Source organism: Sphingopyxis sp. Geo48 (assembly GCF_949769155.1).
Classification (GTDB): Bacteria; Pseudomonadota; Alphaproteobacteria; order Sphingomonadales; family Sphingomonadaceae; genus Sphingopyxis.
Genome location: NZ_CATKPA010000002.1, coordinates 96,953 through 120,397 on the forward strand (window position 1 = coordinate 96,953; position 23,445 = coordinate 120,397).

Genomic DNA, 23,445 nt, shown 5'->3' on the forward strand with positions numbered 1-23,445 from the left:
CTCGCTCGCAATGACGAGGTGATCAGAAAGCCGGATCGTTCGCCGGATCGTCGTCGATCGGTGTCACCGCGGTGTGGATACCGCATTCGGTCTTGTCCCAGCCGCGCCAGCGGCCCGAGCGCGGGTCTTCGCCCGGCTGGACCTTCGATGTGCACGGCGAGCAGCCGATCGAGGGATAGCCTTGCGATTCCAGCGGATGGCGCGGCAGGTCGTGCGCGTCGAAATAGGCGTCGAGGTCGTCGCGACTCCAGTTGGCGAGCGGATTGAACTTCAGACGTCCGGTGCTGCCGTCGAGCTCGAAACGCGGCAGACCGCTGCGCGTCGAGGACTGGAAACCCTTGCGCCCGGTGATCGAGGTATAGAAATCGGTCAGCGCCTTTTCGAGCGGCTTCACCTTGCGGATTTCGCAGCAGCCGTCGGGATCATAGGACCAGCGCAGCTCGGTGCCGTCCTTTGCCGCCAGCTCCTCGGCGTCGGGCGTCAGATTGACGATATTGAGGCCGAGCTTCGAAGCCAGTTCGTCGCGATAGGCGAGCGTCTCGGGAAAATGCTTGCCGGTGTCGAGGAAGAGCACCGGCATGTCGGGCGCAACGCGGCTCATCAGATGCAGCAACACCGCGCTTTCGGCACCGAAGCTCGACACGATCGCGGTCTCGCCCAGCAACCCCGCGCCGATCACGCTCACGACGACCTCCGCCGCGTCCTGGCCGCGGAAAAGATTGTTGAGGCGGATGACGTCGGCCTGCGTGAAACGCGGTGCCACGTCGATCCGGTCGCGGGTGCGGTCGCCGGCCTCGGGGGGAGAGACTTTCACGTCAGCCATGCCTTAATTTCCATATCGGCACCGCGCCGTCGGCGGCGCCCTGATAATGTTCGGGCCAGCGCGTCAGCGCCGCCTCGACATCGGCCGGATTGAGCGGCTTTTCGGGCGCGAACGTGTCGAAGCCGCAGCGCTTCATATAGGCGATCTGGTCGACGAGGACGTCGCCCTGCGCGCGCAGTTCGCCCGTATAACCGGCCTCGCGCAGAATGCGCGCCGAGCTGTAGCCGCGGCCGTCGCGGAATTTCGGGAAGGCGACTTCGATCAGCGCGAGCCGGTCGAGATGCGGGATCAGCGCGCGCGCATCCTCGTCGGGCTCGAGCCGCACCGCGGTGGCGTTCGACTGCGACAGGAAGGCGTCGAGCGTGACGCAGGGTTCTTCGCCGTCGCTATGCAGATGCTCAACCATAGATCGCCTCCTTGAAGGGGGCCATGCCGACGCGGCGGAAGGTGTCGACGAAGCGTTCGCCTTCTGCGCGTTCGGCGAGATATCTGTCGGTCACGCGCTCGATCGCATCGACGATGCCGTCCTCGTCGAAGCCGGGTCCGGTGATCGTGCCGAGCGACACGTCCTCGGCGCCCGATCCGCCGAGCAGCAGCTGGTAATTTTCGGTGCCCTTGCGATCGACGCCGAGAATGCCGATGTGCCCGGCGTGGTGGTGTCCGCAGGCGTTGATGCAGCCCGAAATCTTGAGCTTGAGCTCGCCGAGTTCCTTCTGGCGGCCGAGGTCCGAGAAGCGCGCCGCGATCTTTTGCGCGACCGGGATCGAGCGCGCATTGGCAAGGCTGCAATAATCGAGTCCGGGGCAGGCGATGATGTCGCTGATCAGGTCGAGGTTCGGCGTCGCGAGCCCCGCAGCGTCGAGCGCCTGCCAGATGGCATAGAGGTCCGCCTTGCGGACGTGCGGCAGCACGATGTTCTGCGCGTGGGTGACGCGGAGTTCGTCGTGACTGTATGTCTCGGCGAGGTCGGCCATCAGGTCGATCTGCGCCGAGCTGGCGTCGCCGGGGATGCCGCCGATCGGCTTCAGGCTGATGTTGACGATCGCATGGCCGGGTACCCTGTGCGCGGCGACATTCTGGTCGACCCAGACCGCAAAGTCGGGATCGCTGCGGTCGATCGCGTCGGGGGCAGCGGCGTCGAGCGCGGGCGGCGCGAACTGCGCGGCGATACGGTCGAATTCAGCCTTGGGCGGGTCGATGCCGAGCGACTTCACATGCGCATACTCTTCCTCGACCTGCCGGCGATATTCGTCGGCACCGAGTTCGTGGATGAGGATCTTGATCCGCGCCTTGTAGATATTGTCGCGGCGCCCGTAGCGATTGTAGACGCGCAGGCACGCTTCGGCATAGCTCAGCATGTCCTCGAGCGGTACGAAATCCTTGATCAGCGGCGCGATCATCGGGGTGCGGCCCATTCCGCCGCCGACGTAGAACGCCGCGCCGTGGACGCCGTCGCGTTCGACGATCTGGATTCCGATGTCGTGCAGCCGCATCGCGGCGCGATCCTCGTCGGCGGCGATGACGGCGATCTTGAACTTGCGCGGCAGATAGCTGAATTCAGGGTGGAAGCTCGACCATTGGCGGAGCAGTTCGGCCCACGGGCGCGGATCGGTGATCTCGTCGGCCGCGGCGCCGGCCCACTGGTCCGAGCTGATATTGCGGATGCAATTGCCGCTCGTCTGGATCGCGTGCATCTCGACCGATGCCAGATCCTCGAGGATTGCGGGCGCGTCCTCCAGCTTGATCCAGTTATACTGGATATTCTGGCGCGTGGTGAAATGGCCGTAATCGCGGTCGTATTTGCGCGCGATGTGGGCGAGCATCCGCATCTGGCGGCTGTCGAGCGTGCCGTAGGGCACCGCAACGCGTAGCATATAGGCATGGAGCTGAAGATAGAGCCCGTTCATCAGGCGCAGCGGCTTGAACTGGTCCTCGGTGATTTCCCCGGCAAGGCGGCGCTTCACCTGGTCCGAAAACTCGGCGACGCGGGCGGCGACCATCGCATGGTCATATTCGTCATATTTATACATGTCAGATCACCCAGTCGCCGGCCGTGGGATCGGCGGGTTTCAGTGTCAGGTCGGGGCGCACGGTCGGGCCCAATGCGCGGATGCGGTCCTTGATGTGCGCGGGGCGGGGGCCGTCGGCGGTTTGCTCGCCCGCAATGATATAGGGTGCGTTGACGCGGCGCGCGGCCTCCTCGATGGCGAGGATCGCTTCGCCATGCTCGCCGACATCGGCGGCGTCCTCGATGTGGAGGGACCAGTCGGCGCCGGTCCACCAGGTGACAAATCCTGTCTTCAGGTCGTTGCCCGTGAGCAGTTTCATGTGAAGTCCCTTATTTGAGCCGCGACGCCAGGTGCGCCGAGGCAATCGAGCGCGTCCGCGCGCGCCACAACCTTGCCGACGATGATCAGCGCCGGACTGGCGACCCGTTCGCGCGCGACAAGGTCGCCGAGGTCGGTCAGCAGCGTGCGAAGGACGCGCGCTTCGGCGGTGGTCCCGCGCTCGACCACCGCGACGGGCAGGTCGGGTGAAACGCCGTCGGCGATCAGCTTGTCGGCGATCGCATTGGCGGTCGCAAGGCCCATGTAGATGACCAGGGTGCGGCCATGTCCCGCGAGCCCCGACCAGTCCTGATCGGTCAGATCCTTGCACTGACCCGCGACGAAGGTGACCGCGCTCGCATCCTCGCGGTGGGTGAGGGGGAGGCCGGCCTGCGCGGCGCAGCCCGCCGCGGCGGTAATGCCGGGGACGACCTCGACCGCGATGCCCGCTTCGCGCGCCGCGTCGAGTTCTTCACCGCCGCGCCCGAAGATGAACGGATCGCCGCCCTTCAGGCGCACGACCTGTTTGCCCGCGAGCGTTTCACGCACGAGCAATTCGTTGATCAGCTCCTGCTTCATCGTATGGCGGCTGCGCTGCTTGGCGACGCTGATCCGTTCGATGGGCGCGGGGATCAGCGCGAGTACGCCGTCGCCAACCAGCCCGTCATGAACGACAAGGTCGGCGCTCTGCAGCAGTCGCGCGGCGCGCAAGGTCAAAAGGTCTGGGTCGCCCGGACCGGCGCCGACGAGCCAGAGCTTGCCCGCAGAAGGGAGAGACTTTTCCATGGCATGATAGGTGGTCCAGCATGCCGCGAATGGCAAAGCAGGCTTTATTGACGGTGATGAAGGTAAAATTGCCTCAATACGCCGTCACCCCGGATCAAGTCCGGGGTGACGAGACTGTCTCAGGGTCAGGACACTAAAGATACTTCTTGGTTACAAGCTGCGACCCTTCGGGATCGCGAAGCCCGACCCCGATCGACGCCCGCATCGCGTCGCTTTCGGCGCTCGCGACCGGGTAGGCGCAATAGTCGGCGGCGTAGAAGGCGCTCGGGCGGTGGTTGCCCGACAGCCCGATGCCACCAAAGGGGGCTGCCGATGACGCGCCGTTCGTCGGGCGATTCCAGTTGATCACACCCGCGCGCGCATTCGCCCAGAACTGGTCGTAAAGCTGCGGCGTGCCGCCGATCAGCGAGGCCGAGAGGCCGAAGCTCGTATTGTTCGCCTCGGCGATCGCGGCCTCGAAACTTTCGACGCGAACCACCTGTAACAGCGGGCCGAAATGCTCGACATCGGGCCGCTCCGGCATTGCCGTCACATCGATAATGCCGGGCGTGAGGAAAGGCCTGCCGGCGACCGGCCGCGACATATGGCGGATGACCTGCCCGCCGTTCGACATCAGGATCAGGAAGCTTTCGGTCAGATGGTCGGCCGCCTCATTGTCGATCACCGGCCCCATATAGGGCGCGGGGTCGGCGTGCGGATGGTCGACGATCAGCCGGTTCGACAGCGTCTTGACCGCTTCGAGAAGCGGCTCCGCCATGCTTTCCTTGACGATCAGGCGGCGCGCGTTGCTGCAACGCTGCCCGGCGCTCAGGAAAGCCGATTGCACCACCAATATGGCGGCGGTCGCGATGTCGGCGGTGTCCCACACCACGATCGGATTGTTGCCGCCCATTTCGAGCGCGAGGATCTTGCCCGGCTTGTCGGCGAACTGGCGGCTGAGCGCGACCCCGGTGCGCGCAGACCCCGTAAACAGCAGCCCGTCCAGCCCGTCATGGCCGGCAAGCGCCTTGCCGGCGTCGGGGCCGCCGATGACCAGGCGCAGCACCTCTTCGGGCACGCCCGCGCTGTGGAACAGCTCGACGAGTTTCGCGCCAACCGCGGGCGTCTTTTCGGAGGGCTTGAACACCACCGAATTGCCCGCGAGCAGCGCGGGGACGATATGGCCGTTCGGCAGATGCGCTGGAAAATTATAGGGACCGAGGACCGCAAGCGTGCCGTGCGGCTTGTGGCGCACTGCATTGCGTAGCCCCATGGCGCCCTCGATACGGCGGTTGGGCGTGCGTTCGGCATAGGCCTTGATCGAGATATCGACCTTGTTTGCGACCGATTCGACTTCGGTCCGCGCCTCCCACAGCGGCTTCCCCGTCTCGCGCGCGATCAGGTCGGCGAGCACTTCGCCTTCGGCCTTCACCCGGTCGGCAAAGCGGCGGAGCGCTTCGGAGCGGAAGGCAACCGCCTTCGACGCCCATGCGGGCCAAGCGCCGCGCGCGATCGCGACTTCCCGGTCGACATCGCTCGCCGCCCCGCGCCACAGTTCGTTGCCGGTCGCGGGTTCGAAGGAAAGCAGCGTGTCGCTCATGGTCCCCCGCCTCTTATCGGTGAAAGCAGATGGCGGCAACCGGCCTGACCGCGCCGATGCGACGGATGGCTTGCGCCGGGCGCGCTGGGCGGCGATAGACGCGCGAGGGGCGATGGTTGCGGCGACGAGAAGGGGACGCGCGATTTCGGCAAGGCAGGACATCATGCGCGACTGGGACGACCATTATTGGTGGTCGCACGACGGCGTCCGCCTGCACGCGCGCATCTATGCGGGGCCGAAGGGCAGCGAGGCCGCCCCGCCGATCCTCTGTATGCCGGGTCTCGCGCGTAACGCCCGCGATTTCGAGGCGCTCGCCCCGCACATGGCGGCGAAACGGCGGGTGATCGTCGCCGAATTCCGCGGTCGCGGCGAGAGCGCCTATGCCAAGGATCCGATGACCTACGTCCCGCTCACCTATGTGCAGGACGTGGTCGCGCTGCTCGACGAGCTGGCGATCGAGCGGTTCGCGACGGTCGGCACGTCGCTGGGCGGGCTCGTTTCGATGCTTCTCGCGGCGACCCAGCCGGGACGGATCGTCGGGGCGGTGCTCAACGATGTCGGGCCCGAGCTGGAAAAGGCGGGGCTCGACCGTATCCGCGACTATATCGGCGCGGGCGGCAGCCAGCCGACGTGGATCCACGCGGCGCGCGCTTATGGTGAGCTTAACGCCGCTATCTATCCCGCCTATGACATCCACGACTGGCTGCGCATCACCAAACGCACGCACCGGCTGACGCAGGAAGGGCGGATCGTCACCGACTACGACAAGCAGATCGCTGCACCGCTCCGCGTGCCGAACGGCGGCGACGCGGGGGTCGACCTGTGGCCGGCCTATCAGGCGCTCGGTGATGTTCCGGTGCTGATCCTGCGCGGGGCGCTGTCGGACATCGTGTCGGCCGGAGCGGCACGCAAGATGGCGGATGCCTTGCCCAAAGCGCGGCTCGTCCAGGTGCCGCACGTCGGCCACGCCCCGACGATGGACGAGGGCGAAGCGCGCGCCGCGATCGATATGTGGATATCGGACCTGCCGCCGACGTGACGGGCAACAGCGCCCCCGTGCGGATCTTGCACCTCCATTCCGGCTTTTCGCTGGGCGGGAAGGAGGCGCGCGCTGTCCGGCTGATGAACCTGATGGGGCCGCGTGCACGGCATGTCATCCTGTCGGCGATGCCCGACGCGCTGGACGCGCGCGCTGCGATTGACCCCGGCATCGACGTGCGTTTCCCAGCCGATGCACCTCCGCTCTATGGCAAGCCCGGGCCGTCGCGTTATCGCGCGCTCGCGCGCTATATGCGGCGCTTCGATCTGGTACTTAGCTATAACTGGGGCGCGATGGACGGGGTGATGGCGCACCGGATATTCTCGCCCTTCCTGCACCTGCCGCCGATGATCCACCACGAGGACGGCTTCAACGAGGATGAAAGCCTCCGTCGCAACCGGAAGCGCAACTGGTTCCGCTATGCCGCGCTGCCGACGACCGAGGCGCTGGTCGTGCCGTCGATGCAACTCGAACGGATCGCCGCCGACGAATGGCGCAAACGGCGGCGCGTGCAACTGATCCGCAACGGGATCGACGTTGCCGCTTATGCGCGCGGTCCCGACGTGCCGATCCCGGGGTTCGAGCGGCGGAAGGGGGAAGTGGTGATCGGCACCGTTGCCGGGCTGCGCAAGGTCAAGGATTTGCCGCGGCTCGTCCGCGCCTTCGCCACGCTGCCCGGCAATGTCCGGCTGGTGATTGTCGGCGAAGGGCCCGAGCGTGCGGCGATCGCTGCCGAGGCGGCCGCTGCCGGGATCGCCGACCGGCTGGTCATGCCCGGCTTCATGGCCGAGCCCGCACGCTGGATCGGCCATTTCGACCTGCTCGCGCTGTCGTCGCGGAGCGAACAGGCGCCGATCGCGGTGATCGAGGCGATGGCGGCAGGCTTGCCCGTGGTCAGCCCCGACGTCGGCGACGTCGCGGCAATGGTGTCGGGGCAGAATTTCCCCTTCGTCGCTGCCGACGAGGCCGCCTTCCGCAAGGCCTTGGCAACATTGACCGAAGACGCTGCGCTTCGCGCGCGCATCGGCCATGCAAACCGCGATGTCGCGGCGGCGCGCTTCGACGAATCAATCATGGTCGCGGCCTATGAAAATCTCTATGGTCGCGCGCTCAAGGGTCGCAGCCTTTTCTCCGGGGAATAGGGGGCGCCCCCATTGACTTTCATGGCCGGCTTCCGCTTACGGAAGCGGTAAACGGGGGTTCCGGCGCGACGAAGGCCGGGCGGAGAGAAAGAGGTTTAGTGTGTTCAAAGGTTTGAAGCCCATCCTTTACGGTGGCCGTGAAGTGTGGCCGCTCGTGGAGGGTGGCAAGGGCGTATCGGCGACCAACCATATGTCGAGCGGCGCATGGGCGGCGGCGGGCGGGATCGGTACCGTTTCGGCGGTCAATGCCGACAGCTACGACGCCGACGGCAATGTCATTCCGCAAATCTATCGCGCTGCGACGCGCAAGGAGCGTCACCAGGAACTGATCCAATATGCGATCGACGGCGCGGTCGAACAGGTGCGGCGCGCCTATGACATCGCGAGCGGCAAGGGCGCGATCAACATCAATGTGCTCTGGGAAATGGGCGGCGCGCAACAGGTGCTCGAGGGCGTGCTCGAAAAGACCAGGGGCCTCGTGACCGGCGTGACCTGCGGCGCGGGGATGCCGTACAAGCTCAGCGAGATCGCGGCGAAGCACAATGTGAATTACCTGCCGATCATCTCGTCGGCGCGCGCTTTCCGGGCGCTGTGGAAGCGCGCCTATCACAAGGTCGCCGACCTGATGGCGGCGGTGGTGTACGAGGATCCGTGGCTTGCGGGCGGTCACAACGGCCTGTCGAATGCCGAGGATCCGCGCAAGCCCGAGGATCCCTATCCGCGAGTCAAGGCGCTGCGCGACACGATGCGCGCCGAGGGAATTTCGGACGACGTGCCGATCGTGATGGCCGGCGGCGTCTGGTACTTGCGCGACTGGGAGCATTGGATCGACAATCCCGAACTCGGCCAGATCGTCTTTCAGTACGGCACGCGTCCGCTGCTGACCGAGGAAAGCCCGATCCCGCAGGAGTGGAAGGACCGCCTCCGCACCCTCGACGAGGGTGACGTGCTGCTCCATCGCTTCTCGCCGACCGGCTTTTATTCGAGCGCAGTGCGCAACCCGTTCCTCCGCGACCTCGAAGCGCGCTCGGAGCGCCAGATTCCCTATTCGAAGCAGGAAGCGGGCGACCATGTCGTCCAGCTCGACGTCGGGGTAAAGGGCAAGAATTTCTGGGTCACCCCGCACGACCGCGACCGCGCGCGCGACTGGGTTGCGGAGGGCTACACCGAAGCGCTCAAGACCCCCGACAACACCGTTGTCTTCGTCACCGACACCGACAAAAGCGTGATCCGCAAGGACCAGGCCGACTGCATGGGCTGCCTCTCGCACTGCGGCTTTTCGGCATGGAAGGACCATGACGATTATTCGACCGGCTACCTCGCCGACCCGCGCAGCTTCTGCATCCAGAAGACGCTGCAGGACATCGCGCACGGCGGCGACGTCGAACAGAATCTGATGTTCGCGGGCCACGCCGCGTTCAACTTCAAGACCGATCCCTTTTATTCGAACAACTTCACCCCGACGGTGAAGCAGCTGGTCGACCGGATTTTGACGGGGGATTGATCTCCCCCGTCCTTGCGAGCGAAGCGAAGCAATCCAGAGCGGTCTTGCGCCCCCCCGCGAGGCTGGGCTCAGGCCCAGCCCTCCAGCACCTGATCGGGCGGGCGATGCCCGTCGCACCAGGCGCGGATGTTGGCGATGACCTTTTCGCCCGACGCCTCGCGGCCCTCGATCGTCGCCGAGCCGAGGTGCGGCAGCAGCACGACATTGTCGAGCGCGAGCAGCGCCGGGTCGACCGCGGGTTCGTGCGTATAGACGTCAAGCCCCGCGCCCGCGATACGGCCGGTCTGGAGCGCCGCGATCAGCGCCTTCTCGTCGATGATCTCGCCGCGTGCGGTGTTGATGAGGTAAGCGGTCGGCTTCATCGCCCCGATCCGCGCGGCATTCACCAGCTCGTGCGTTTCGGACGTATGCGGGCAATGGATCGTCACCACGTCGCTGATGCGCAGCAGCGTGTCGACACTGGCGTGATAGCTCGCGCCCAATTCCTCCTCGATCGCTTCGGGCAGGCGGCGGCGGTTGTGGTAATGGATCGACAGGCCGAAGGCGCGGGCGCGGTGCGCGACCGCCAGCCCGATTCGCCCCATGCCGATGATGCCGAGCAGCTTGCCGCCGACGCGGTGGCCGAGCATCGCGCTCGGTGCCCAGCCGGCCCATTTGCCCGATCGCATCAGCTTCTCGCCTTCGGCGAGGCGGCGGGGAACGCTCAGGATCAGCGCCATCGTCATGTCGGCGGTGTCCTCGGTGAACACGCCCGGCGTGTTCGAGACCATGATGCCTTTCGCGCGCGCGGCGGCGAGGTCGATATGGTCGACGCCGGCGCCGAAATTGGCGATAAGCTTAAGCCGTTCGCCGGCCGCGCCGATCACTTCGGCGTCGATCTCGTCGGTCACCGTCGGCACCAGCACGTCGCAGTCCGCGACCGCGGCTTTCAATTCGTCCTTGGTGAAGGCGTGATCGTGCGCCGAAAGCTGGGCGTCGAACAATTCGGCCATGCGCGCCTCGACATGCGGCATCAGCTGGCGGGTGACGATGACGCGCGGGCGCTTCGGGCGGGATGAATCGGGCATGGCCGCGGGTAGAGCGCGCCGCGGCACGGGGGTCAAGAGGGGGCGGCGCGAAAAGGCTGGGGACGAACGCATCCTTTTGCGCGGCGAACGGTTGAAATGCCGGCACGACTTTGACAAGGCAGGGGTATGACCAGCCGCCAGATCCTGACCAGCCTGATGCTGCTTGCCGCCGTGGGACCGGCCGCCGCGCAATCCGACGTTGAGCTACCCTATTGGGCGTCGATCAGCGTCGACGAAGCGCGGATGCGCAAGGGGCCGTCGCCCGACGTGCCCGTGACGTGGGAATATCGGCGCAAGGATCTGCCGGTGAAGGTGATCGCGCGGCACGAGACCTGGCGCAAGATCGAGGATCCCGACGGCACACAGGGCTGGATGGCGGCACGGCTGCTGAGCCGCACGCGCACCGCGATCGTGACCGGCGAGATCCGTCCGATGCGCGAGGAGCCCGATACGTCCGCCGCGGTCGCCTTTCGCGCGCAACCGGGGGTCGTCGGCCGGATCACCGACTGCCAGAAGGGTTGGTGCCTGTTCAACGTCGGTGGCCGCAAGGGCTGGATCCAGACCGACCATATCTGGGGCGACTGATCGCGCCCCTGCGGCAGACGTCAGGCGCGCCTCGTCATTGCTTCTTCGGGGTCACCGTCACGACCGTACCGTCGTCGGCGGTGGCGGTGAAGCTGCCGTCGGCGGCGGGTTTCGAAACCGCCCAGCACATGCCCATCTCGTCGCCTTCGGGATCGAAGCAATCCTTGCCGTCGTGGGTGGCGAAGAGTCCCTTCACCTGCTTGCCCTTGGCATCGGTGTCGACATAGGTGCCGTCGGCGTTGATCGTGGTCGTACCCATCGTGCCGTCGGCCATCTTCACGTCATAGGTGCCCGGAGCCGTTCCCGAGTCGGCTGCCGGTGCCGGCGCCGCTTCGGCGACCGGTTCGGCAGGCGTTTCCTTTTTCTCTTCAGTCTTTTGCGAACAGGCGGCGAGCATCGAAAGCGCAGCCAGCAGGACGATTTTCTTCATCGGACCTCTCCCCATCCAAGGTGAGGCGAGGCTACGCCGATCGACGCGGCAAGCAAATGCGAAAAGGGCCGGACGATTTTCGCGCCCGGCCCTTCCCGATCCGCCGTCATTTAGCGCCAGCGGAACTCGTTGCGATACACCTTGACCACCTTGCCGGTTCGCACGTTGACCAGCAGCAGATCGTTATAGTGGCGGACATAGGTCAGGCCCGCACCCGCCCGCGGCACGCCCCAACGGCGGTCCCATGCGGGGCGATAGGCCGGGGCGTAATAGGTGGGACGCAGCGCCTGCCCGACCCGGAACTGCTGATAGCGGAACGGAGCGCGGTAATTCTGATAGCGCGCGTCGCGGCGCCAGTCGCGCTTGTCCTCGCGATATTCGCGCTTCGCGTCGCGCACATCGTCACGTGCATCGCGGACGTCGCCGCGATCGCCGTAGCGCTTGGCGTGGTTCAGGTCGCGCTGTTCCTGGCGGATGTCCTGACGGTCGCGACGGAGTTCGCCGGTCTGGGCCTGTGCCATCGCCGGGACCATCATCGCGGCGATCAGGCCGGCGGTGAGAATTTTGCTCTTCATTGTGCCATTCCTTTGCATCGTCAGGGGGAGGGGATCTGCCCGATGACAAGCATGGAATAGGCGCGCCGGTTTGAACCAAACCGGAATGACGCGTTTATTTTCAGGTCATTAGTGTCGCAATTTGTCGCGCGCCAAACGACGAAAGCGCGCCGTCTTGCGACGACGCCCCGGAACTTTCGCCGAAAACGGTTCAGACCAGCTCGACCGCCACCGCCGTCGCTTCGCCGCCGCCGATGCATAGGCTGGCGATGCCGCGCGTCTTGCCGTGGCGCTGGAGCGCGGCGATCAGCGTCGTGATGATGCGCGTGCCACTCGCGCCGATCGGATGACCGAGCGCGGTCGCGCCGCCATGGACGTTGATCTTTTCGCGCGGGATGCCGAGGTCGTGCATCGCGAACATCGCGACGCAGGCGAAGGCTTCGTTGACCTCGAACAGATCGACGTCGCCGATCGACCAGCCCGCCTTGGCAAGCAGCTTGTTGATCGCGCCGACCGGGGCGACGGTGAAGTCCTTTGGTTCCTGCGCATGCGCGGCGTGCGCCACAAGCCTTGCGACGGGCTTCGCGCCCTTGGCGTCGGCGACCGACTGGCGCGTCAGCACCACCGCGGCGGCGCCGTCCGAAATCGACGAGCTCGTTGCGGCGGTGATCGTGCCGTCCTTGGCGAAGGCGGGCTTCAGCGTCGGGATCTTGTCGGGCATCGCCTTGCCCGGGGCCTCATCGGTGTCGACGATCACGTCGCCCTTGCGGCCGGCGATCGTCACCGGTGCGATTTCGGCGGCGAAGGCGCCGTCGGCGATCGCGGCCTTGGCGCGGCTCAACGATTCGAGGGTATATTCGTCCTGCGCCTGGCGGCTGAGCTGATAGGCGTCGGCGGTATCCTGCGCGAAGGTGCCCATCGCGCGCCCGGCTTCATAGGCATCTTCCAGCCCGTCGAGGAACATATGGTCATAGGCGGTGTCGTGGCCGATGCGCGCGCCCGAACGATGCTTCTTGAGCAAATAAGGAGCGTTGGTCATCGACTCCATGCCGCCCGCGACGACGACGTCGACGCTGCCCGCGGCGAGCGCTTCGGCGCCCATGATCACCGTCTGCATGCCCGAGCCGCAAACCTTGTTCACGGTCGTCGCCTGCACCGACTTGGGCAGGCCCGCCTTGATCGCGGCCTGACGCGCCGGCGCCTGGCCGAGCCCGGCAGGCAGCACGCAGCCCATATAGATGCGCTCGATATCGTCGCCGGCGACGCCGGCACGTTCGACCGCCGCTTTCACCGCAGTCGCGCCGAGATCGGTCGCGCTCGCGTCCGACAGGGCGCCCTGCATGCCGCCCATCGGGGTGCGGGCATAGGAGAGGAAGACGACGGGATCGGTGGCGGTCATGGCATGAGACTCCGTAGGGGAAAACTGGATCGGCGGCGCGTTTAACCCAAATGCTGCATCTGCGAAAGGGGCATCACGCCGCCGACACCGACCCGTCAAAGTTCAGGAAAGGTCAGCCCAATGCCGATACCGTCGAATCTGTGCCGCGCGGGGTGCGGACGAATGGGTGGCGTGGCGGATCGGGAAGGGACTGTTCATCCGCCAGCTTGAAGCATGGCCGGACATTGTAGGAAAGCGGTTTTTGGGCATGGCGTTTGGGGAAGGGCGGCGAAGATCGATATGGCTTGTTGAAGGTCCGGAAAGGGGTGGTGAGCGTCACAGTCTGCCACTCTTCGTCATCCCGGACTTGATCCGGGATCCACAGCAGCGCCGAAGGCATGGACCCCGGATCAAGTCCGGGGTGACGATGATGGTTAGGGCGGCTTCCGGCCGGTTTTCGGACCGCCCGCTTTCCCCGCTTTTCCGATGCCTCCCATCGGAACCCCAACCGCAAACGCCTTGGTCACACCCCGCGCGGGTTTCAACTTGCAACTAACCGCGCGGCATGATCAAACAGCGCCCGCAGATCATAAGGGGAGACGGGTCATGGCCACCGCGATCAAGCAGGATATTGCCGGCGAAACCGCGCGTATGCACGCGGTGCTCGCGGCACAGAAGGCGAGCTTTACGGCTGCGATGCCCGAAAGCCTCGCCGTGCGGACCGACCGCATCGACCGCGCGGTCGCGATGCTCGTCGATCATGCCGAGGAATTCGCCAAGGCCGTCAGCGAGGATTTCGGCCACCGCAGCCGCGAACAGACGCTGATGACCGATATCATGCCCTCGGTCAGCGCGCTGAAGCACGCGAAGAAGCATATGGCGGCCTGGTCGAAAGGCGAAAAGCGCAAGCCGACCTTCCCGCTCGGTCTGCTCGGTGCAAAGGCCGAGGTAGTTTACCAGCCGAAGGGCGTCGTCGGCGTCGTCGCACCGTGGAACTTCCCCGTCGGCATGGTCTTCGTGCCGATGGCCGGCATCCTCGCGGCGGGCAACCGGGCGATGGTCAAGCCATCCGAGTTTACCGAACATGTTTCGGCGCTGATGGCGCGGCTCGTCCCCGACTATTTCGACGAGAGCGAGATGGCGGTGTTCACCGGCGACGCCGATGTCGGTATCGCTTTCTCGAAACTCGCCTTCGACCATATGATCTTCACCGGCGCGACGGGCGTCGGGCGGCACATCATGCGCGCGGCGGCGGATAATCTGGTACCCGTGACGCTCGAACTCGGCGGCAAGTCGCCGACCTTCATCGGACGCAGCGCGAACAAGGATCTCGTCGGCCAGCGCGTGGCGCTCGGCAAGATGATGAACGCGGGCCAGATCTGCCTCGCGCCCGACTATCTGCTCGTGCCTGAGGACCAGGAAGGCGAGGTGATCGACAGTGTCGTCAAGGGCGCGACCGCGCTCTATCCGACGCTGCTGTCGAACGACGATTATACGTCGGTGGTCAACGGGCGGAACTACGACCGTCTGCAGGGCTATCTCGCCGACGCGCGCGAGAAGGGCGCCGAAGTGATCGAGGTCAACCCGGCAAGCGAGGATTTCGCGAGCGCGAACGGCCACAAGATGCCGCTCCACATCGTCCGCAATCCGACCGACGAGATGAAGGTGATGCAGGAGGAAATCTTCGGTCCGATCCTGCCGGTGAAGACGTACAAGACGATCGACGACGCGATCGACTATGTGAACGAGCGCGACCGCCCGCTCGGCCTCTATTATTTCGGGCAGGACAAGAGCGAGGAGGACCGTGTGCTGACGCGGACGATCTCGGGCGGGGTCACGGTCAACGACGTGCTGTTCCACAATGCGATGGAGGATCTGCCCTTCGGCGGGGTCGGGCCGTCGGGGATGGGCAATTACCATGGGCTGGACGGCTTCAGGACCTTCAGTCACGCGCGCGCTGTTTACCGCCAGCCGAAGCTCGATGTCGCGGGGCTCGCGGGCTTCAAGCCGCCTTATGGCAAGGCGACGACCAAGACGCTGGCGAAAGAACTCAAGAAATAGCTTGGCAAGCGGCGGCGCTTCGCCCTAGGGGAAGCGCCGCGCTTTCGGCACCATGCCGATGCTGTGCCCCTGTGGTGAAATTGGTAGACGCGCTCGACTCAAAATCGAGTTCCGCAAGGAGTGCTGGTTCGAGTCCGGCCAGGGGCACCATTTCGGACTCATCGTAGTCCGATCCACATAAACAGTTGAAAAGGTTGAATGGAATCGTCGTTTCGGCGGTTCTAAAACCTTCTTCGCGGTTATAGCGGATTCGGTTCTCAAAAGTCAGTTTGAGTACGGCTCTCTTCTCACTTAAATCACCGAATTCCCACCGTTTTGCGGGGTTTCCGAGAAATTCCAAAGCGGTTCTATAAGTCGTATCGAAGTCGTTCAGCGGACGACCGCAATTTGCGATCATTTCCTTCATCTCAACCTTGCTCGCTTCGAGCGCGCGCAGGCGATTCTCATACGCGCCGATGAGCGTTTCCGATTCCGCGTTCACGATGCGATCCACCAGTTGTTCAATCTGGCCTTCGAGACGCAACGCTTCTGTCATGAGATGCGCACGGCTGTTTTGTGAGCCAGCCGTTTGCGCTTCCCACAAATCGCGGAATACCATCGTCGCGAGGTCGAACAATTCGGTGGTGGGCGTGATCGCGTTCAGCACATCGCGGAATCCGCTTTCCAGCACATCGCGCTTGATCGACTTGCCGTAGGAGCGACAGCCCTTCGTCTGGCAGTGATAATAGGGATAGCGTTCGCTTCGCCCCTTTGCCCAGCAGGAGGTCAGGGGATTGCCGCAATCGTCGCACTCGACAAAACCGCGTAGCGGGAAATCCTCATGGATGTCCTTGCGAGCGGGAACCTTGGCATTGCCGTTGAGGCGTTCGCGCACGGCATTGAAGGTGGCGAGGCTGACAATCGGCTCATGCTTGGCGGGCTGCATGTGAATGCCCCACTCGGGGTAATTCAGATAGCCCGCATAGTGGACACGTTCGAGCAGTTCCATGACGCGCTCAATCGTCATAGTTTCGCTACGCGAGCGCGGCCAGACGGGATGCGCGACGAGATAGCGCATGATTTCGGCGGGACCGCCGAAACGTCCCGACGCATAGCCCTCAAAAATTTCTTGGATCAGCGATGCCACAGGTTCATCGCGCACCAGCAGATTACCGTGACCAGCCACGCGCTGGAACTTGTAACCAATCGGCGCACGGAACGACCAATAGCCGTTCATCATGCGACCCCGCATCCGATTACGGGTTGTCTCCCTGATCTTCATGCGGGCGTGCTGCGACACGGACGCGAGAACATGCTCCATCAAGGAGCTGTCGGAATCTTCGTCCGAAAAATCGATGGTGGGCGATTGCAGGATGCCGCCCGCTTTCCTGATTTTGTCGCGGAGCGCCAAATGCGCTTCGAGACTGCGTGCGAGGCGCGAGATGTCGTCGATGATGACGACATGCGGCTCCTTGCGGGATTTGAGGAATGCGATCATCGCCTTCATCGCAGGGCGATTGATGAGCGAACCCGACGCATCGTCTCTGAAAATCTCGACGACCTGAAGTCCGCGATATTTCGCGAACTCTTCACAGCGCACGCGCTGGCTTTCAAGTCCGTCGCCTTCGCGCATTTGCTTCTGGCTGGAAACTCGACAGTAAATTACGGCTTTGTCCGTATGCGTGTCCATCATGGCGCACATCCTTTTTCTTCGTTCTGTTTTGGAGTGTTCGCGCCCTCGCGCCGATGATCGGCAAGGAGGTCCATTCGTTCGGCATCGTAGCCGTCCGAAACCATAGCATTTCCGCTAGCATTTTGGAAGGATTTTGAGAGCTTTGCGGCAAGCGCGAGCTGGGTGGGATCAACCCCGAACGCGGCATCGACGAAGCTCTGCATCATGGTCACGACCATGCGGATCATTTCGTCTTTGCGTTCCATCGGAACGTCGATGTGAGCGATAATCTCGCGATAACGCGCGAGCGTTTCGGGCTTGATGTCAAGCACGATCCACCACCTTCATGTCTGGCGGCTGGCGTGACTGCCAAGCCGTTCGACACGAACACTATGTTTGAAGTTAGAACCCAGTGGGGGAAACCGATGCGATCAGATCGATCTTTGGTTTCCCGCTATGCCATCCGCCCCGAGCGGATTAACACCACCCCATATACTAATTTTATTATAAAATTTTGTTCAAATTCAACACTTATCTACAACATCATGTTGTGCATTGCGATCAGCGTTCGAGGTCATGGCCCTTATCTCTCATTCGCTGCGCGACCTTCATGATCTTTGAGCACCGCGAAAAATGATCCTGTTTCACCTGAAATTTCGCAGTCCGCCACAGCCGTTCGGTTGGATTCTCATTCCCGAAATCGGGTTTGAGTTCCTGTGTCATTCCCTGTTTGGTGAGGAGGTCGCGATATTTCGCTTGCGTCAGATGTGGCTCATTTTTCTGGAAGCTCTTCGCCATGCGGCGCATCGCTTCGTCGAGACGAAATTGCACATCTGATTTTGGAGACGAAGGTTCAGCCGAGCGATTAAAACGCGGCGTAATCGACATGACATCACTCATTCGGAAATTCCTTTGTGCAGATCGCGCACGTCGCGCACTTGGGTCCGCCACGGATCGACGGTGTAATAGGGAACTGCATCGCTAATCAGCAGGTGCGGCATGGATGCCACGCGGATCACTTGACGGCTGGGGCCAAGTGCGATCACGTCGCCCGCTTGGAGAACGGGACGCTTGGTTTCGGAGAGATTGGCGTTCGCAGTTTGCACGACGCCGCCCGCGTGACTGACACCACCTTGCAGGATGGTGGACGTGCCACTCCAGAGTTCGATGTCTTTCAGGAGGTCAGGCTCCCACACCGATTTCATGGTGATGATGCCGACCTGATCTTCAATGTCTTTGACCTGCTCACGGCTCCACTGGCTTGTGAGAGCATGACGGCCTTGGCTGAACAGCCAGTAGGAAATGCCAAGACCCCGATAGAGACGCAGCGCGCGCAGGATGTTCGGTACGCGGGGCAGGTTCGCAAATTCATCGACGATGAATGTCGTGCGCACGGGGCCGCGCGCAGCGGCGATCACTTCCGTCATCATCGCAATCAGCATGGAGACCCACGCCTTTGCGACATCGATCCGATTGGCGGGGAGGATGATATAGATGGTGAGCTTTTCGCGCTTGGCACGGGTGAGATCAAACTCATGGCCTGCGCAGGAATCGCCCAAGGACTTTCCCGGCTCGAACGCATTGAAGGCGGTGGCGGCTTCGCTGCGAATGGCTTCCCATTGTTTCGGGGCTTCGATGCGCATTGATGCGAAAGATTGCGCACGGCGTTCGATGGACTCGACGCCGCATGTCGCCATCATCGAGAACGCCATCCCGAAATGTTCATCGTCGCCGTTGAGGAAACGCCAGAGGTCGGGGAGCGTGCAGTTCTCAGGGAAATAGCGCGCGAGATATTCCGCGCGCAAAACCGAGAGCTGGATAGCACTCTTGCGCGGCCAATCTTCGGTAGGGCGCGATGGTGCGGGCATCGCGATCTCGCAGATGGATTCCGCTTCGCCATCGGGAGAGCCACCTGCGCGCATCACGTCGATCAATCGGAAAAGCGGATTGATCTTGGTATTCGGAAATCCATGCAACCCGTATGGATTGAGATAGATGACTTTGGCGTCGAGCGTTTCGGCGCGATGCTTTGCAGATGAGAATGCAAGTTCTCCGTCTTTAATATCGACAACTATCAAAGTTCGATCTCGACTATGGCAGAGGGCCGGTTGAATAAGCGTTGTGCCTTTACCGCCGCCTGCGCGGTTGTAGGTCAGCAACGATTCTTCACCGTTGTGAAACAGGAATCGGCCCGTCGCTCCGAACGCGCCGAGGAAGAGGCCATTGCTGTTTAGCAGTCCTGCTTGTTCGCAATCGTCGAGATTGGCGAGCCGCCCGTCACCAAGCGCTCCCGAGGGTTTCGCATCGCGCATCGCATCTTCGAGATCGAGCGCGCGCATCCGCGCTTCATGGGCGTGATCGGCTTCCGCCCAATTGCGATGGAGCGCGAAACCGCGCTCCATCCAGTTCAGCAAGTTTAAATTGCGCATGTCAGTTACCGCGTCGATCAAAGCGAGGCGGCGGCGGAAGTTCGAGCGTCGGAATGCTATCGAGCTGACGCTGCAACGCATCGGCACTCGGAAGCTGATTGACGTAGCCCGAAAGATCGGTGCGCACGCTGTCGGTCGCCGTATCGCGCAAACGGTTAGCTGCAATCGCGCGTTGACGCTGCGCTTCGTTCAGCGCGGCATCGCCCGATTGCGGCTCCACAAAATTTTGAACCTGTCCGAACAATTCGGAGAGATTCGCGAGCGCGAGGTTCGTGCCGTTCGCCTGCATGGTCTGGCTTGACTGCCGATCCATGTAGGAGCCGCGCAGTCGATTATTCGCTTCCATCTGCTGCTGATTGAGCGCGACCGACGCCTTATAGGCTTCAAGGATTCCTTCGGCGGCACGGTTGTAGCGGATATTCTGCTGTTCGACGCCCGCGCGCACAGCGGCGGTATAGGCATCGAGTTCAGCCTGAATCTGCGCCTCATTCGCTTTCACTTCGCCCGCAACATCACCGACATACTGGCCTGTGAAATCCTGCGGTCGCCATCCTTCGGGCGCAAATGCAACGGCCCCGAAAAACAGCGCGCCGCATATGGCGACGGTGAGCGCGGTTTGCACGGAGCTGGGAAGTCTCCTGCGCCGATGCTTGGGCGTTTCGCTGCGAACGCGCGGCGCGGCGGCAACGACGATTTCTTTTCCGACCTGATGAGCGCCGTTCTCATCATAGTCGATCTTGTATTGAACATTGGACATGAAAAACCTCCACCCACGAGATTGCGAGTGGAGGTTTCAAATCATCGATTGCAGCGCGGCGTGGGGGAAACTCGTGTCAGCGCATCACGTCGCGGGCAGCGGCTGAATTGTGAATATCGGAATATCGCATTCATACGCCGTTTCTGGCCCCTTTAAGCGCGCAAGCCATCGCGCGGGCTGAATGTTCCGATCCCTGCGCCCGTCCACGTGCTAGGGCGCGCAAGCCCCAGCCCGCACCACTCATTTTCGATGACCGAGTAGGGGCGTTGCGCGCGCACAGCGGCGTGCGCCGACGGTCTCCATCAGCCCGCGCGAATGGTCGCGCGGCAACAAAAGGAGACCATTATGGGACTTGATATGTATGCCTACACCTTGCCGAAAAACCTTGATCGACCATGCGTTGATTTCGATCTTGACGACATCCCAGACGAGGAGCGCCGACGCCTTCACTATTGGCGCAAGCATCCGAACCTTCACGGTTGGATGGCGAGCATCTACTTCGAGAAGGGCGGTGCCGATGACGAGTTCAACGTGAACACCGTCGAGCTGACATCCGCCGACATCGATGCGCTCGAACGCGCGATCATCGATGGAACGCTTCCCGATACATCAGGATTCTTCTTCGGCGAAACGACAGGCGAAGAGCGCGAGGATGATTTGGAATTCATCCGCAAGGCGCGCGCCGAACTCGCCCAAGGGCGCACCGTCGCTTATTACGCTTGGTGGTAACACCAAAAACGCGGAGCGATATGATCGCCCCGCGTTCTCTTGCCTCACAGGATGTGCTTACGCTTTCGGCGGTCGCCCGCGTCGCGCCGTGGACGGCGCACGCGGTGCGCGAGGTTTACGAGGGCCATCACCTGGCTCCGCAGGTGCGCGGTTTCCGTTCATCCCTTTTTCTATGATCGACATACCGAGCAAGATCCCGCCGAGCGGGATCAGCTCGATAATCGCGCCGATGGCGAGCGCGCCCATCGTCGCATCGGGATACATGACAAGATAGGCGACGTTCGAGACGACAGGCACGTTAGGGAGCGGCTGGGATTTCAACGCTGCAATGTCGTCGATACCTTCGACGAGTGTATCTGCGAGGCCGTCGAAATTCTGCGTGATCGCGTTGGCCGCGCTTGGCGGCAAACCCGCCGCGTGCCAATCCTTGCGGATCGCGTCCGAAACTGACTGCATCGCTTCGACCGCGAGCGCATCATTCACGCCGCGCATGATGCGCTGAAACTCATCGGCATGGCGGCGCACCGCGACGAGCTTTTCATGACGGCTCATATCGGAGTCGATAGCGCGGCGCATTTCGATCAGCACGCGATCCGCACGCGCGAAAAGACGCGCGAGCTGCGCACGACTGGCAAAGACAGCAGCGCGTGCGGTGGAGCAGCCGCCCCCGATATTGGCGAGCGTGATCGCCACGCGGCCGACATCGCCGCCTTCGCGGCTAAATGCGCCGGTCGCCGCTTCCTGCGTGCTCATGGCGCGTGCGACATCGGCACAATCGGTCAGTGCAGATACGCGGTTTTGAATCGACGCCGCCGCACGGCGACGCGATTCAACGGCAGATTTCATCTCGGTAGCACCGTGTTCCATATGCGCGTGCTCGCCGGCGGACGCGGCCAACACGGATGCGGCGGCAATCGCGAGCACGAACGCGAGCAGCGCATAGGCCGCGATGAACGCGATCTTCGCGATGCGGCGCTGCGCGGACGGTAATGTCGGAATATGACGAAGCGCGATATAGGTGCAGACCGTCAGCCCGACCGAGATCGCAATCACCGCAAGGACGGTTTCAAACCATGCAAGCGGCGTCATGCCTCCCGATGTCGAAACCAGCTCGCTAATCCACACGCCCGCCATGCAGGCGGAGATCGTGTGCATGACCACATTCGCGATCAGCAATCCGCTTGTGTTCACTGTCTTGTTCATGGCGGAACTCCTTTCCGCCACCAAGCGTGACATCGATCATTTTATGTTGTGGGGGGAAGTCCGCTCAACAAGGAAAAACCCGCAATCACCTCAGCGATTGCGGGCCTCCACATTCCCGTTGAATCTGTTGTTACGGTTTCCGACTCCACCAGTTCACGCGTGCGATCATTCGCGCGACGAAGGAACGCGGCATCAACGGGAAAAGATAGGTCATGATCCACGTCGCATAGCGACGACGAATCGTCGCAGGGTCGAAAAGTAGATAAACGAAACCGTGATCGACATCGTAGGTGCGCGAGCTAAGCTCATCGCCCTTGCGGCCGATATACAGGCTGAACTGGGTATCATTCTGCATCCGCTCCTGCGGACGCATATCGCTACCCATTGATCGGTCCGTTGCGCGGTGGGACGGTTTGAGATCGTCGAACGATTCCCGAAAGCCATATCGGAACTCGTGGACAGCAGCGCCCATCGTCAAAAAGCGCAGTCGCGCGACGATGCGCCCCTGCGCACGCTGTTTTGGCGTCATCTCGCCCCACAGAACCATATCGCTGATCCACCGAAATTCGCCGTCATCGTTGAAGGCGTCATAGAGTTCTTCAACATCGATATCGAGGACATCGCCATTGGCGCTGCGCACTTCGCCGCCGAAACCATAGACGGTGTTGAGCAGCCAGTCGGGAACTTCGCGCCGTGAAAGATCGAGATAGACGATCAATCGCGCTAGCCGCTGCATGTGCCGGATGCTGCCGATGACTTTATCATCGTGCAGTTGGATAACGACATCAGCGTCGCTCTCTTTCGGTTCTCTGAGGATGGTCCAAGGTTTTGAATTCAACATATGCTGCCTCCATCATGGAAATGGAGGCAAGGCTAGGCAATCAGATTTCTATCGGTGGGGGGAAGTTGAGATTATTCCGAGCCCTTTGAGACAGCGGATTTTATTGGACGGGGCCGCTTGGAACTGAAGTCAGACCATCGCGTGCCGCGCGTGCGCGGATAACTTTCCCGTGTCGTTCAGCGCGACTCAGAATGTGATGGCAGTTTGAACGAAGGCGCTTCTCAAGTCTCCCTAGCTCTGCTGCGAGGCCGTCAGCCAGAATGGGCCATCTTTCCGCAACTGCCTTTGCGAACGCAGCTACCCCGACTTGAGCGGATTCAAGGAACAAGCGGTTTTCATCATGGACAGTCGATGGTGTTGGAATAGGTGCAGGCCATCGGTCGCTGACAGTGAATGTCCGATCATCGATTTGCAAAGTTAGCGTTTTGGCAATTCGAGGTGCGGTCAGACCAGATCGTTCCGATCCTATTTGCGCGTCTTGGTCAATGCGGTGAACCAGTTCTGCGGTTCGACTTACGAACGTTTCGATAGGTGTCACGCGATGATGAAATGGATCGTAT

23 protein-coding genes, 1 tRNA gene and 1 pseudogene are annotated in these 23,445 nt (G+C 62.7%); 7 read left to right on the forward strand and 18 right to left on the reverse strand.

The annotated features are described in order from the left end of the window. Positions 1 to 22 precede the first annotated feature (22 nt). The 6 genes from QOL79_RS07080 to astD form a co-directional block, all read right to left on the reverse strand. Positions 23 to 823 (reverse strand): phosphoadenylyl-sulfate reductase, encoded by an 801-nt coding sequence (locus QOL79_RS07080; protein ID WP_283419113.1) that lies wholly within the window; start codon positions 821 to 823, stop codon positions 23 to 25. Continuing rightward, a complete protein-coding gene (locus QOL79_RS07085; protein WP_058454778.1) occupies positions 816 to 1,229 on the reverse strand; it encodes a DUF934 domain-containing protein in 414 nt (137 codons plus the stop codon). Before QOL79_RS07085 ends, QOL79_RS07080 begins: the two co-directional genes overlap by 8 nt. Further along, positions 1,222 to 2,853, reverse strand: a complete 1,632-nt coding sequence (locus QOL79_RS07090) for a nitrite/sulfite reductase (protein ID WP_283419114.1) — start codon at positions 2,851 to 2,853, stop codon at positions 1,222 to 1,224. The genes QOL79_RS07085 and QOL79_RS07090 overlap by 8 nt, the downstream gene beginning before the upstream one ends. Before the next feature lies 1 nt (position 2,854). Further along, positions 2,855 to 3,151 carry a DUF2849 domain-containing protein gene (locus tag QOL79_RS07095; protein WP_282950134.1) on the reverse strand — a complete coding sequence of 99 codons (297 nt, stop codon included), beginning with the start codon at positions 3,149 to 3,151 and terminating at the stop codon, positions 2,855 to 2,857. Beyond that, positions 3,148 to 3,936 carry a uroporphyrinogen-III C-methyltransferase gene (gene cobA, locus QOL79_RS07100; protein ID WP_282950135.1) on the reverse strand — a complete coding sequence of 263 codons (789 nt, stop codon included), beginning with the start codon at positions 3,934 to 3,936 and terminating at the stop codon, positions 3,148 to 3,150. The genes QOL79_RS07095 and cobA overlap by 4 nt, the downstream gene beginning before the upstream one ends. Before the next feature lie 133 nt (positions 3,937 to 4,069). Further along, positions 4,070 to 5,515: a succinylglutamate-semialdehyde dehydrogenase gene (gene astD, locus QOL79_RS07105; RefSeq protein WP_283419115.1), complete on the reverse strand. Its 1,446-nt coding sequence runs from the start codon at positions 5,513 to 5,515 to the stop codon at positions 4,070 to 4,072. A gap of 163 nt (positions 5,516 to 5,678) precedes the next feature. Here astD and QOL79_RS07110 point away from each other — a divergent pair, with 163 nt between their 5' ends. The 3 genes from QOL79_RS07110 (at position 5,679) to QOL79_RS07120 (ending at position 9,200) form a co-directional block, all read left to right on the forward strand. Then, complete coding sequence (locus QOL79_RS07110) at positions 5,679 to 6,554, forward strand: alpha/beta fold hydrolase (RefSeq protein ID WP_283419116.1); 876 nt, start codon at positions 5,679 to 5,681, stop codon at positions 6,552 to 6,554. Positions 6,555 to 6,571: 17 nt separating this feature from the next. Further along, complete coding sequence (locus tag QOL79_RS07115) at positions 6,572 to 7,696, forward strand: glycosyltransferase (RefSeq protein ID WP_283419117.1); 1,125 nt, start codon at positions 6,572 to 6,574, stop codon at positions 7,694 to 7,696. Between the two features lie 100 nt (positions 7,697 to 7,796). Next, the gene (locus QOL79_RS07120; protein ID WP_058454773.1) at positions 7,797 to 9,200 is read left to right on the forward strand and encodes an NAD(P)H-dependent flavin oxidoreductase; all 1,404 of its coding nucleotides are present in this window, start codon (positions 7,797 to 7,799) and stop codon (positions 9,198 to 9,200) included. A 68-nt stretch (positions 9,201 to 9,268) separates the two neighbouring features. On the opposite strand, the gene QOL79_RS07125 is transcribed toward QOL79_RS07120, so the two are convergent. Beyond that, on the reverse strand, positions 9,269 to 10,267 hold the full coding sequence (locus tag QOL79_RS07125; protein WP_204994077.1) for a 2-hydroxyacid dehydrogenase: 999 nt from the start codon (positions 10,265 to 10,267) through the stop codon (positions 9,269 to 9,271). Between the two features lie 126 nt (positions 10,268 to 10,393). On the opposite strand from QOL79_RS07125, the gene QOL79_RS07130 reads away from it, so the two are divergent. Next, positions 10,394 to 10,852: an SH3 domain-containing protein gene (locus QOL79_RS07130; protein ID WP_058454771.1), complete on the forward strand. Its 459-nt coding sequence runs from the start codon at positions 10,394 to 10,396 to the stop codon at positions 10,850 to 10,852. A 34-nt stretch (positions 10,853 to 10,886) separates the two neighbouring features. On the opposite strand, the gene QOL79_RS07135 is transcribed toward QOL79_RS07130, so the two are convergent. From QOL79_RS07135 to QOL79_RS07150, 4 genes are all read right to left on the reverse strand, one after another. Then, a complete protein-coding gene (locus QOL79_RS07135; RefSeq protein WP_204994078.1) occupies positions 10,887 to 11,282 on the reverse strand; it encodes a hypothetical protein in 396 nt (131 codons plus the stop codon). Between the two features lie 110 nt (positions 11,283 to 11,392). Beyond that, entirely contained in the window at positions 11,393 to 11,857 is a 465-nt protein-coding gene (locus QOL79_RS07140; RefSeq protein WP_058454769.1) for an RcnB family protein, read from the reverse strand. A 190-nt stretch (positions 11,858 to 12,047) separates the two neighbouring features. Continuing rightward, positions 12,048 to 13,235, reverse strand: a complete 1,188-nt coding sequence (locus QOL79_RS07145; RefSeq protein ID WP_058454768.1) for an acetyl-CoA C-acyltransferase — start codon at positions 13,233 to 13,235, stop codon at positions 12,048 to 12,050. Between the two features lie 112 nt (positions 13,236 to 13,347). After that, on the reverse strand, positions 13,348 to 13,614 hold the full coding sequence (locus QOL79_RS07150; protein ID WP_283419118.1) for a hypothetical protein: 267 nt from the start codon (positions 13,612 to 13,614) through the stop codon (positions 13,348 to 13,350). 206 nt (positions 13,615 to 13,820) lie between these two features. Here QOL79_RS07150 and QOL79_RS07155 point away from each other — a divergent pair, with 206 nt between their 5' ends. Together QOL79_RS07155 and QOL79_RS07160 are read left to right on the forward strand one after the other, a co-directional pair. Beyond that, complete coding sequence (locus QOL79_RS07155) at positions 13,821 to 15,275, forward strand: coniferyl aldehyde dehydrogenase (protein WP_283419119.1); 1,455 nt, start codon at positions 13,821 to 13,823, stop codon at positions 15,273 to 15,275. Positions 15,276 to 15,340: 65 nt separating this feature from the next. Beyond that, positions 15,341 to 15,425: transfer RNA gene (locus tag QOL79_RS07160), tRNA-Leu, on the forward strand. A gap of 508 nt (positions 15,426 to 15,933) precedes the next feature. Here QOL79_RS07160 and QOL79_RS19580 read toward each other — a convergent pair. From QOL79_RS19580 to QOL79_RS07185, 5 genes and pseudogenes are all read right to left on the reverse strand, one after another. After that, positions 15,934 to 16,956: pseudogene (locus tag QOL79_RS19580) on the reverse strand (recombinase family protein); the annotation flags it as partial. Continuing rightward, on the reverse strand, positions 16,944 to 17,258 hold the full coding sequence (locus tag QOL79_RS07170; protein WP_283419121.1) for a hypothetical protein: 315 nt from the start codon (positions 17,256 to 17,258) through the stop codon (positions 16,944 to 16,946). The gene QOL79_RS07170 and the pseudogene QOL79_RS19580, both read right to left, overlap by 13 nt. 229 nt (positions 17,259 to 17,487) lie before the next feature. Then, positions 17,488 to 17,826, reverse strand: a complete 339-nt coding sequence (locus QOL79_RS07175; RefSeq protein ID WP_283419122.1) for a hypothetical protein — start codon at positions 17,824 to 17,826, stop codon at positions 17,488 to 17,490. Beyond that, positions 17,823 to 19,376 carry a type IV secretory system conjugative DNA transfer family protein gene (locus tag QOL79_RS07180; RefSeq protein WP_283419123.1) on the reverse strand — a complete coding sequence of 518 codons (1,554 nt, stop codon included), beginning with the start codon at positions 19,374 to 19,376 and terminating at the stop codon, positions 17,823 to 17,825. The genes QOL79_RS07175 and QOL79_RS07180 overlap by 4 nt, the downstream gene beginning before the upstream one ends. Then, a complete protein-coding gene (locus tag QOL79_RS07185; RefSeq protein ID WP_283419124.1) occupies positions 19,357 to 20,112 on the reverse strand; it encodes a hypothetical protein in 756 nt (251 codons plus the stop codon). Before QOL79_RS07185 ends, QOL79_RS07180 begins: the two co-directional genes overlap by 20 nt. 315 nt (positions 20,113 to 20,427) lie before the next feature. Here QOL79_RS07185 and QOL79_RS07190 point away from each other — a divergent pair, with 315 nt between their 5' ends. Then, positions 20,428 to 20,841 (forward strand): hypothetical protein, encoded by a 414-nt coding sequence (locus QOL79_RS07190; protein WP_283419125.1) that lies wholly within the window; start codon positions 20,428 to 20,430, stop codon positions 20,839 to 20,841. 57 nt (positions 20,842 to 20,898) lie between these two features. Here QOL79_RS07190 and QOL79_RS07195 read toward each other — a convergent pair whose 3' ends face one another. Both QOL79_RS07195 and QOL79_RS07200 read right to left on the reverse strand, forming a co-directional pair. Beyond that, positions 20,899 to 22,044: a hypothetical protein gene (locus QOL79_RS07195; RefSeq protein WP_283419126.1), complete on the reverse strand. Its 1,146-nt coding sequence runs from the start codon at positions 22,042 to 22,044 to the stop codon at positions 20,899 to 20,901. A 130-nt stretch (positions 22,045 to 22,174) separates the two neighbouring features. After that, on the reverse strand, positions 22,175 to 22,885 hold the full coding sequence (locus QOL79_RS07200) for a hypothetical protein (RefSeq protein WP_283419127.1): 711 nt from the start codon (positions 22,883 to 22,885) through the stop codon (positions 22,175 to 22,177). Positions 22,886 to 23,445 lie beyond the last annotated feature (560 nt).

Excerpts from the sequence above, each read along its gene's own strand:
- QOL79_RS07155 (WP_283419119.1), top strand. The coding sequence starts at position 13,821 with ATGGCCACCGCGATCAAGCAGGATATTGCCGGCGAAACCGCGCGTATG.
- QOL79_RS07110 (WP_283419116.1), top strand. The coding sequence starts at position 5,679 with ATGCGCGACTGGGACGACCATTATTGGTGGTCGCACGACGGCGTCCGC.
- cobA (WP_282950135.1), bottom strand. The coding sequence starts at position 3,936 with ATGGAAAAGTCTCTCCCTTCTGCGGGCAAGCTCTGGCTCGTCGGCGCC.
- QOL79_RS07190 (WP_283419125.1), top strand. The coding sequence starts at position 20,428 with ATGGTCGCGCGGCAACAAAAGGAGACCATTATGGGACTTGATATGTAT.
- QOL79_RS07185 (WP_283419124.1), bottom strand. The coding sequence starts at position 20,112 with ATGTCCAATGTTCAATACAAGATCGACTATGATGAGAACGGCGCTCAT.
- QOL79_RS07085 (WP_058454778.1), bottom strand. The coding sequence starts at position 1,229 with ATGGTTGAGCATCTGCATAGCGACGGCGAAGAACCCTGCGTCACGCTC.
- QOL79_RS07080 (WP_283419113.1), bottom strand. The coding sequence starts at position 823 with ATGGCTGACGTGAAAGTCTCTCCCCCCGAGGCCGGCGACCGCACCCGC.
- QOL79_RS07090 (WP_283419114.1), bottom strand. The coding sequence starts at position 2,853 with ATGTATAAATATGACGAATATGACCATGCGATGGTCGCCGCCCGCGTC.
- QOL79_RS07195 (WP_283419126.1), bottom strand. The coding sequence starts at position 22,044 with ATGAACAAGACAGTGAACACAAGCGGATTGCTGATCGCGAATGTGGTC.
- QOL79_RS07095 (WP_282950134.1), bottom strand. The coding sequence starts at position 3,151 with ATGAAACTGCTCACGGGCAACGACCTGAAGACAGGATTTGTCACCTGG.
- QOL79_RS07130 (WP_058454771.1), top strand. The coding sequence starts at position 10,394 with ATGACCAGCCGCCAGATCCTGACCAGCCTGATGCTGCTTGCCGCCGTG.
- astD (WP_283419115.1), bottom strand. The coding sequence starts at position 5,515 with ATGAGCGACACGCTGCTTTCCTTCGAACCCGCGACCGGCAACGAACTG.
- QOL79_RS07145 (WP_058454768.1), bottom strand. The coding sequence starts at position 13,235 with ATGACCGCCACCGATCCCGTCGTCTTCCTCTCCTATGCCCGCACCCCG.
- QOL79_RS07140 (WP_058454769.1), bottom strand. The coding sequence starts at position 11,857 with ATGAAGAGCAAAATTCTCACCGCCGGCCTGATCGCCGCGATGATGGTC.
- QOL79_RS07175 (WP_283419122.1), bottom strand. The coding sequence starts at position 17,826 with ATGAGTGATGTCATGTCGATTACGCCGCGTTTTAATCGCTCGGCTGAA.
- QOL79_RS07125 (WP_204994077.1), bottom strand. The coding sequence starts at position 10,267 with ATGCCCGATTCATCCCGCCCGAAGCGCCCGCGCGTCATCGTCACCCGC.
- QOL79_RS07150 (WP_283419118.1), bottom strand. The coding sequence starts at position 13,614 with ATGCCTTCGGCGCTGCTGTGGATCCCGGATCAAGTCCGGGATGACGAA.
- QOL79_RS07200 (WP_283419127.1), bottom strand. The coding sequence starts at position 22,885 with ATGTTGAATTCAAAACCTTGGACCATCCTCAGAGAACCGAAAGAGAGC.
- QOL79_RS07135 (WP_204994078.1), bottom strand. The coding sequence starts at position 11,282 with ATGAAGAAAATCGTCCTGCTGGCTGCGCTTTCGATGCTCGCCGCCTGT.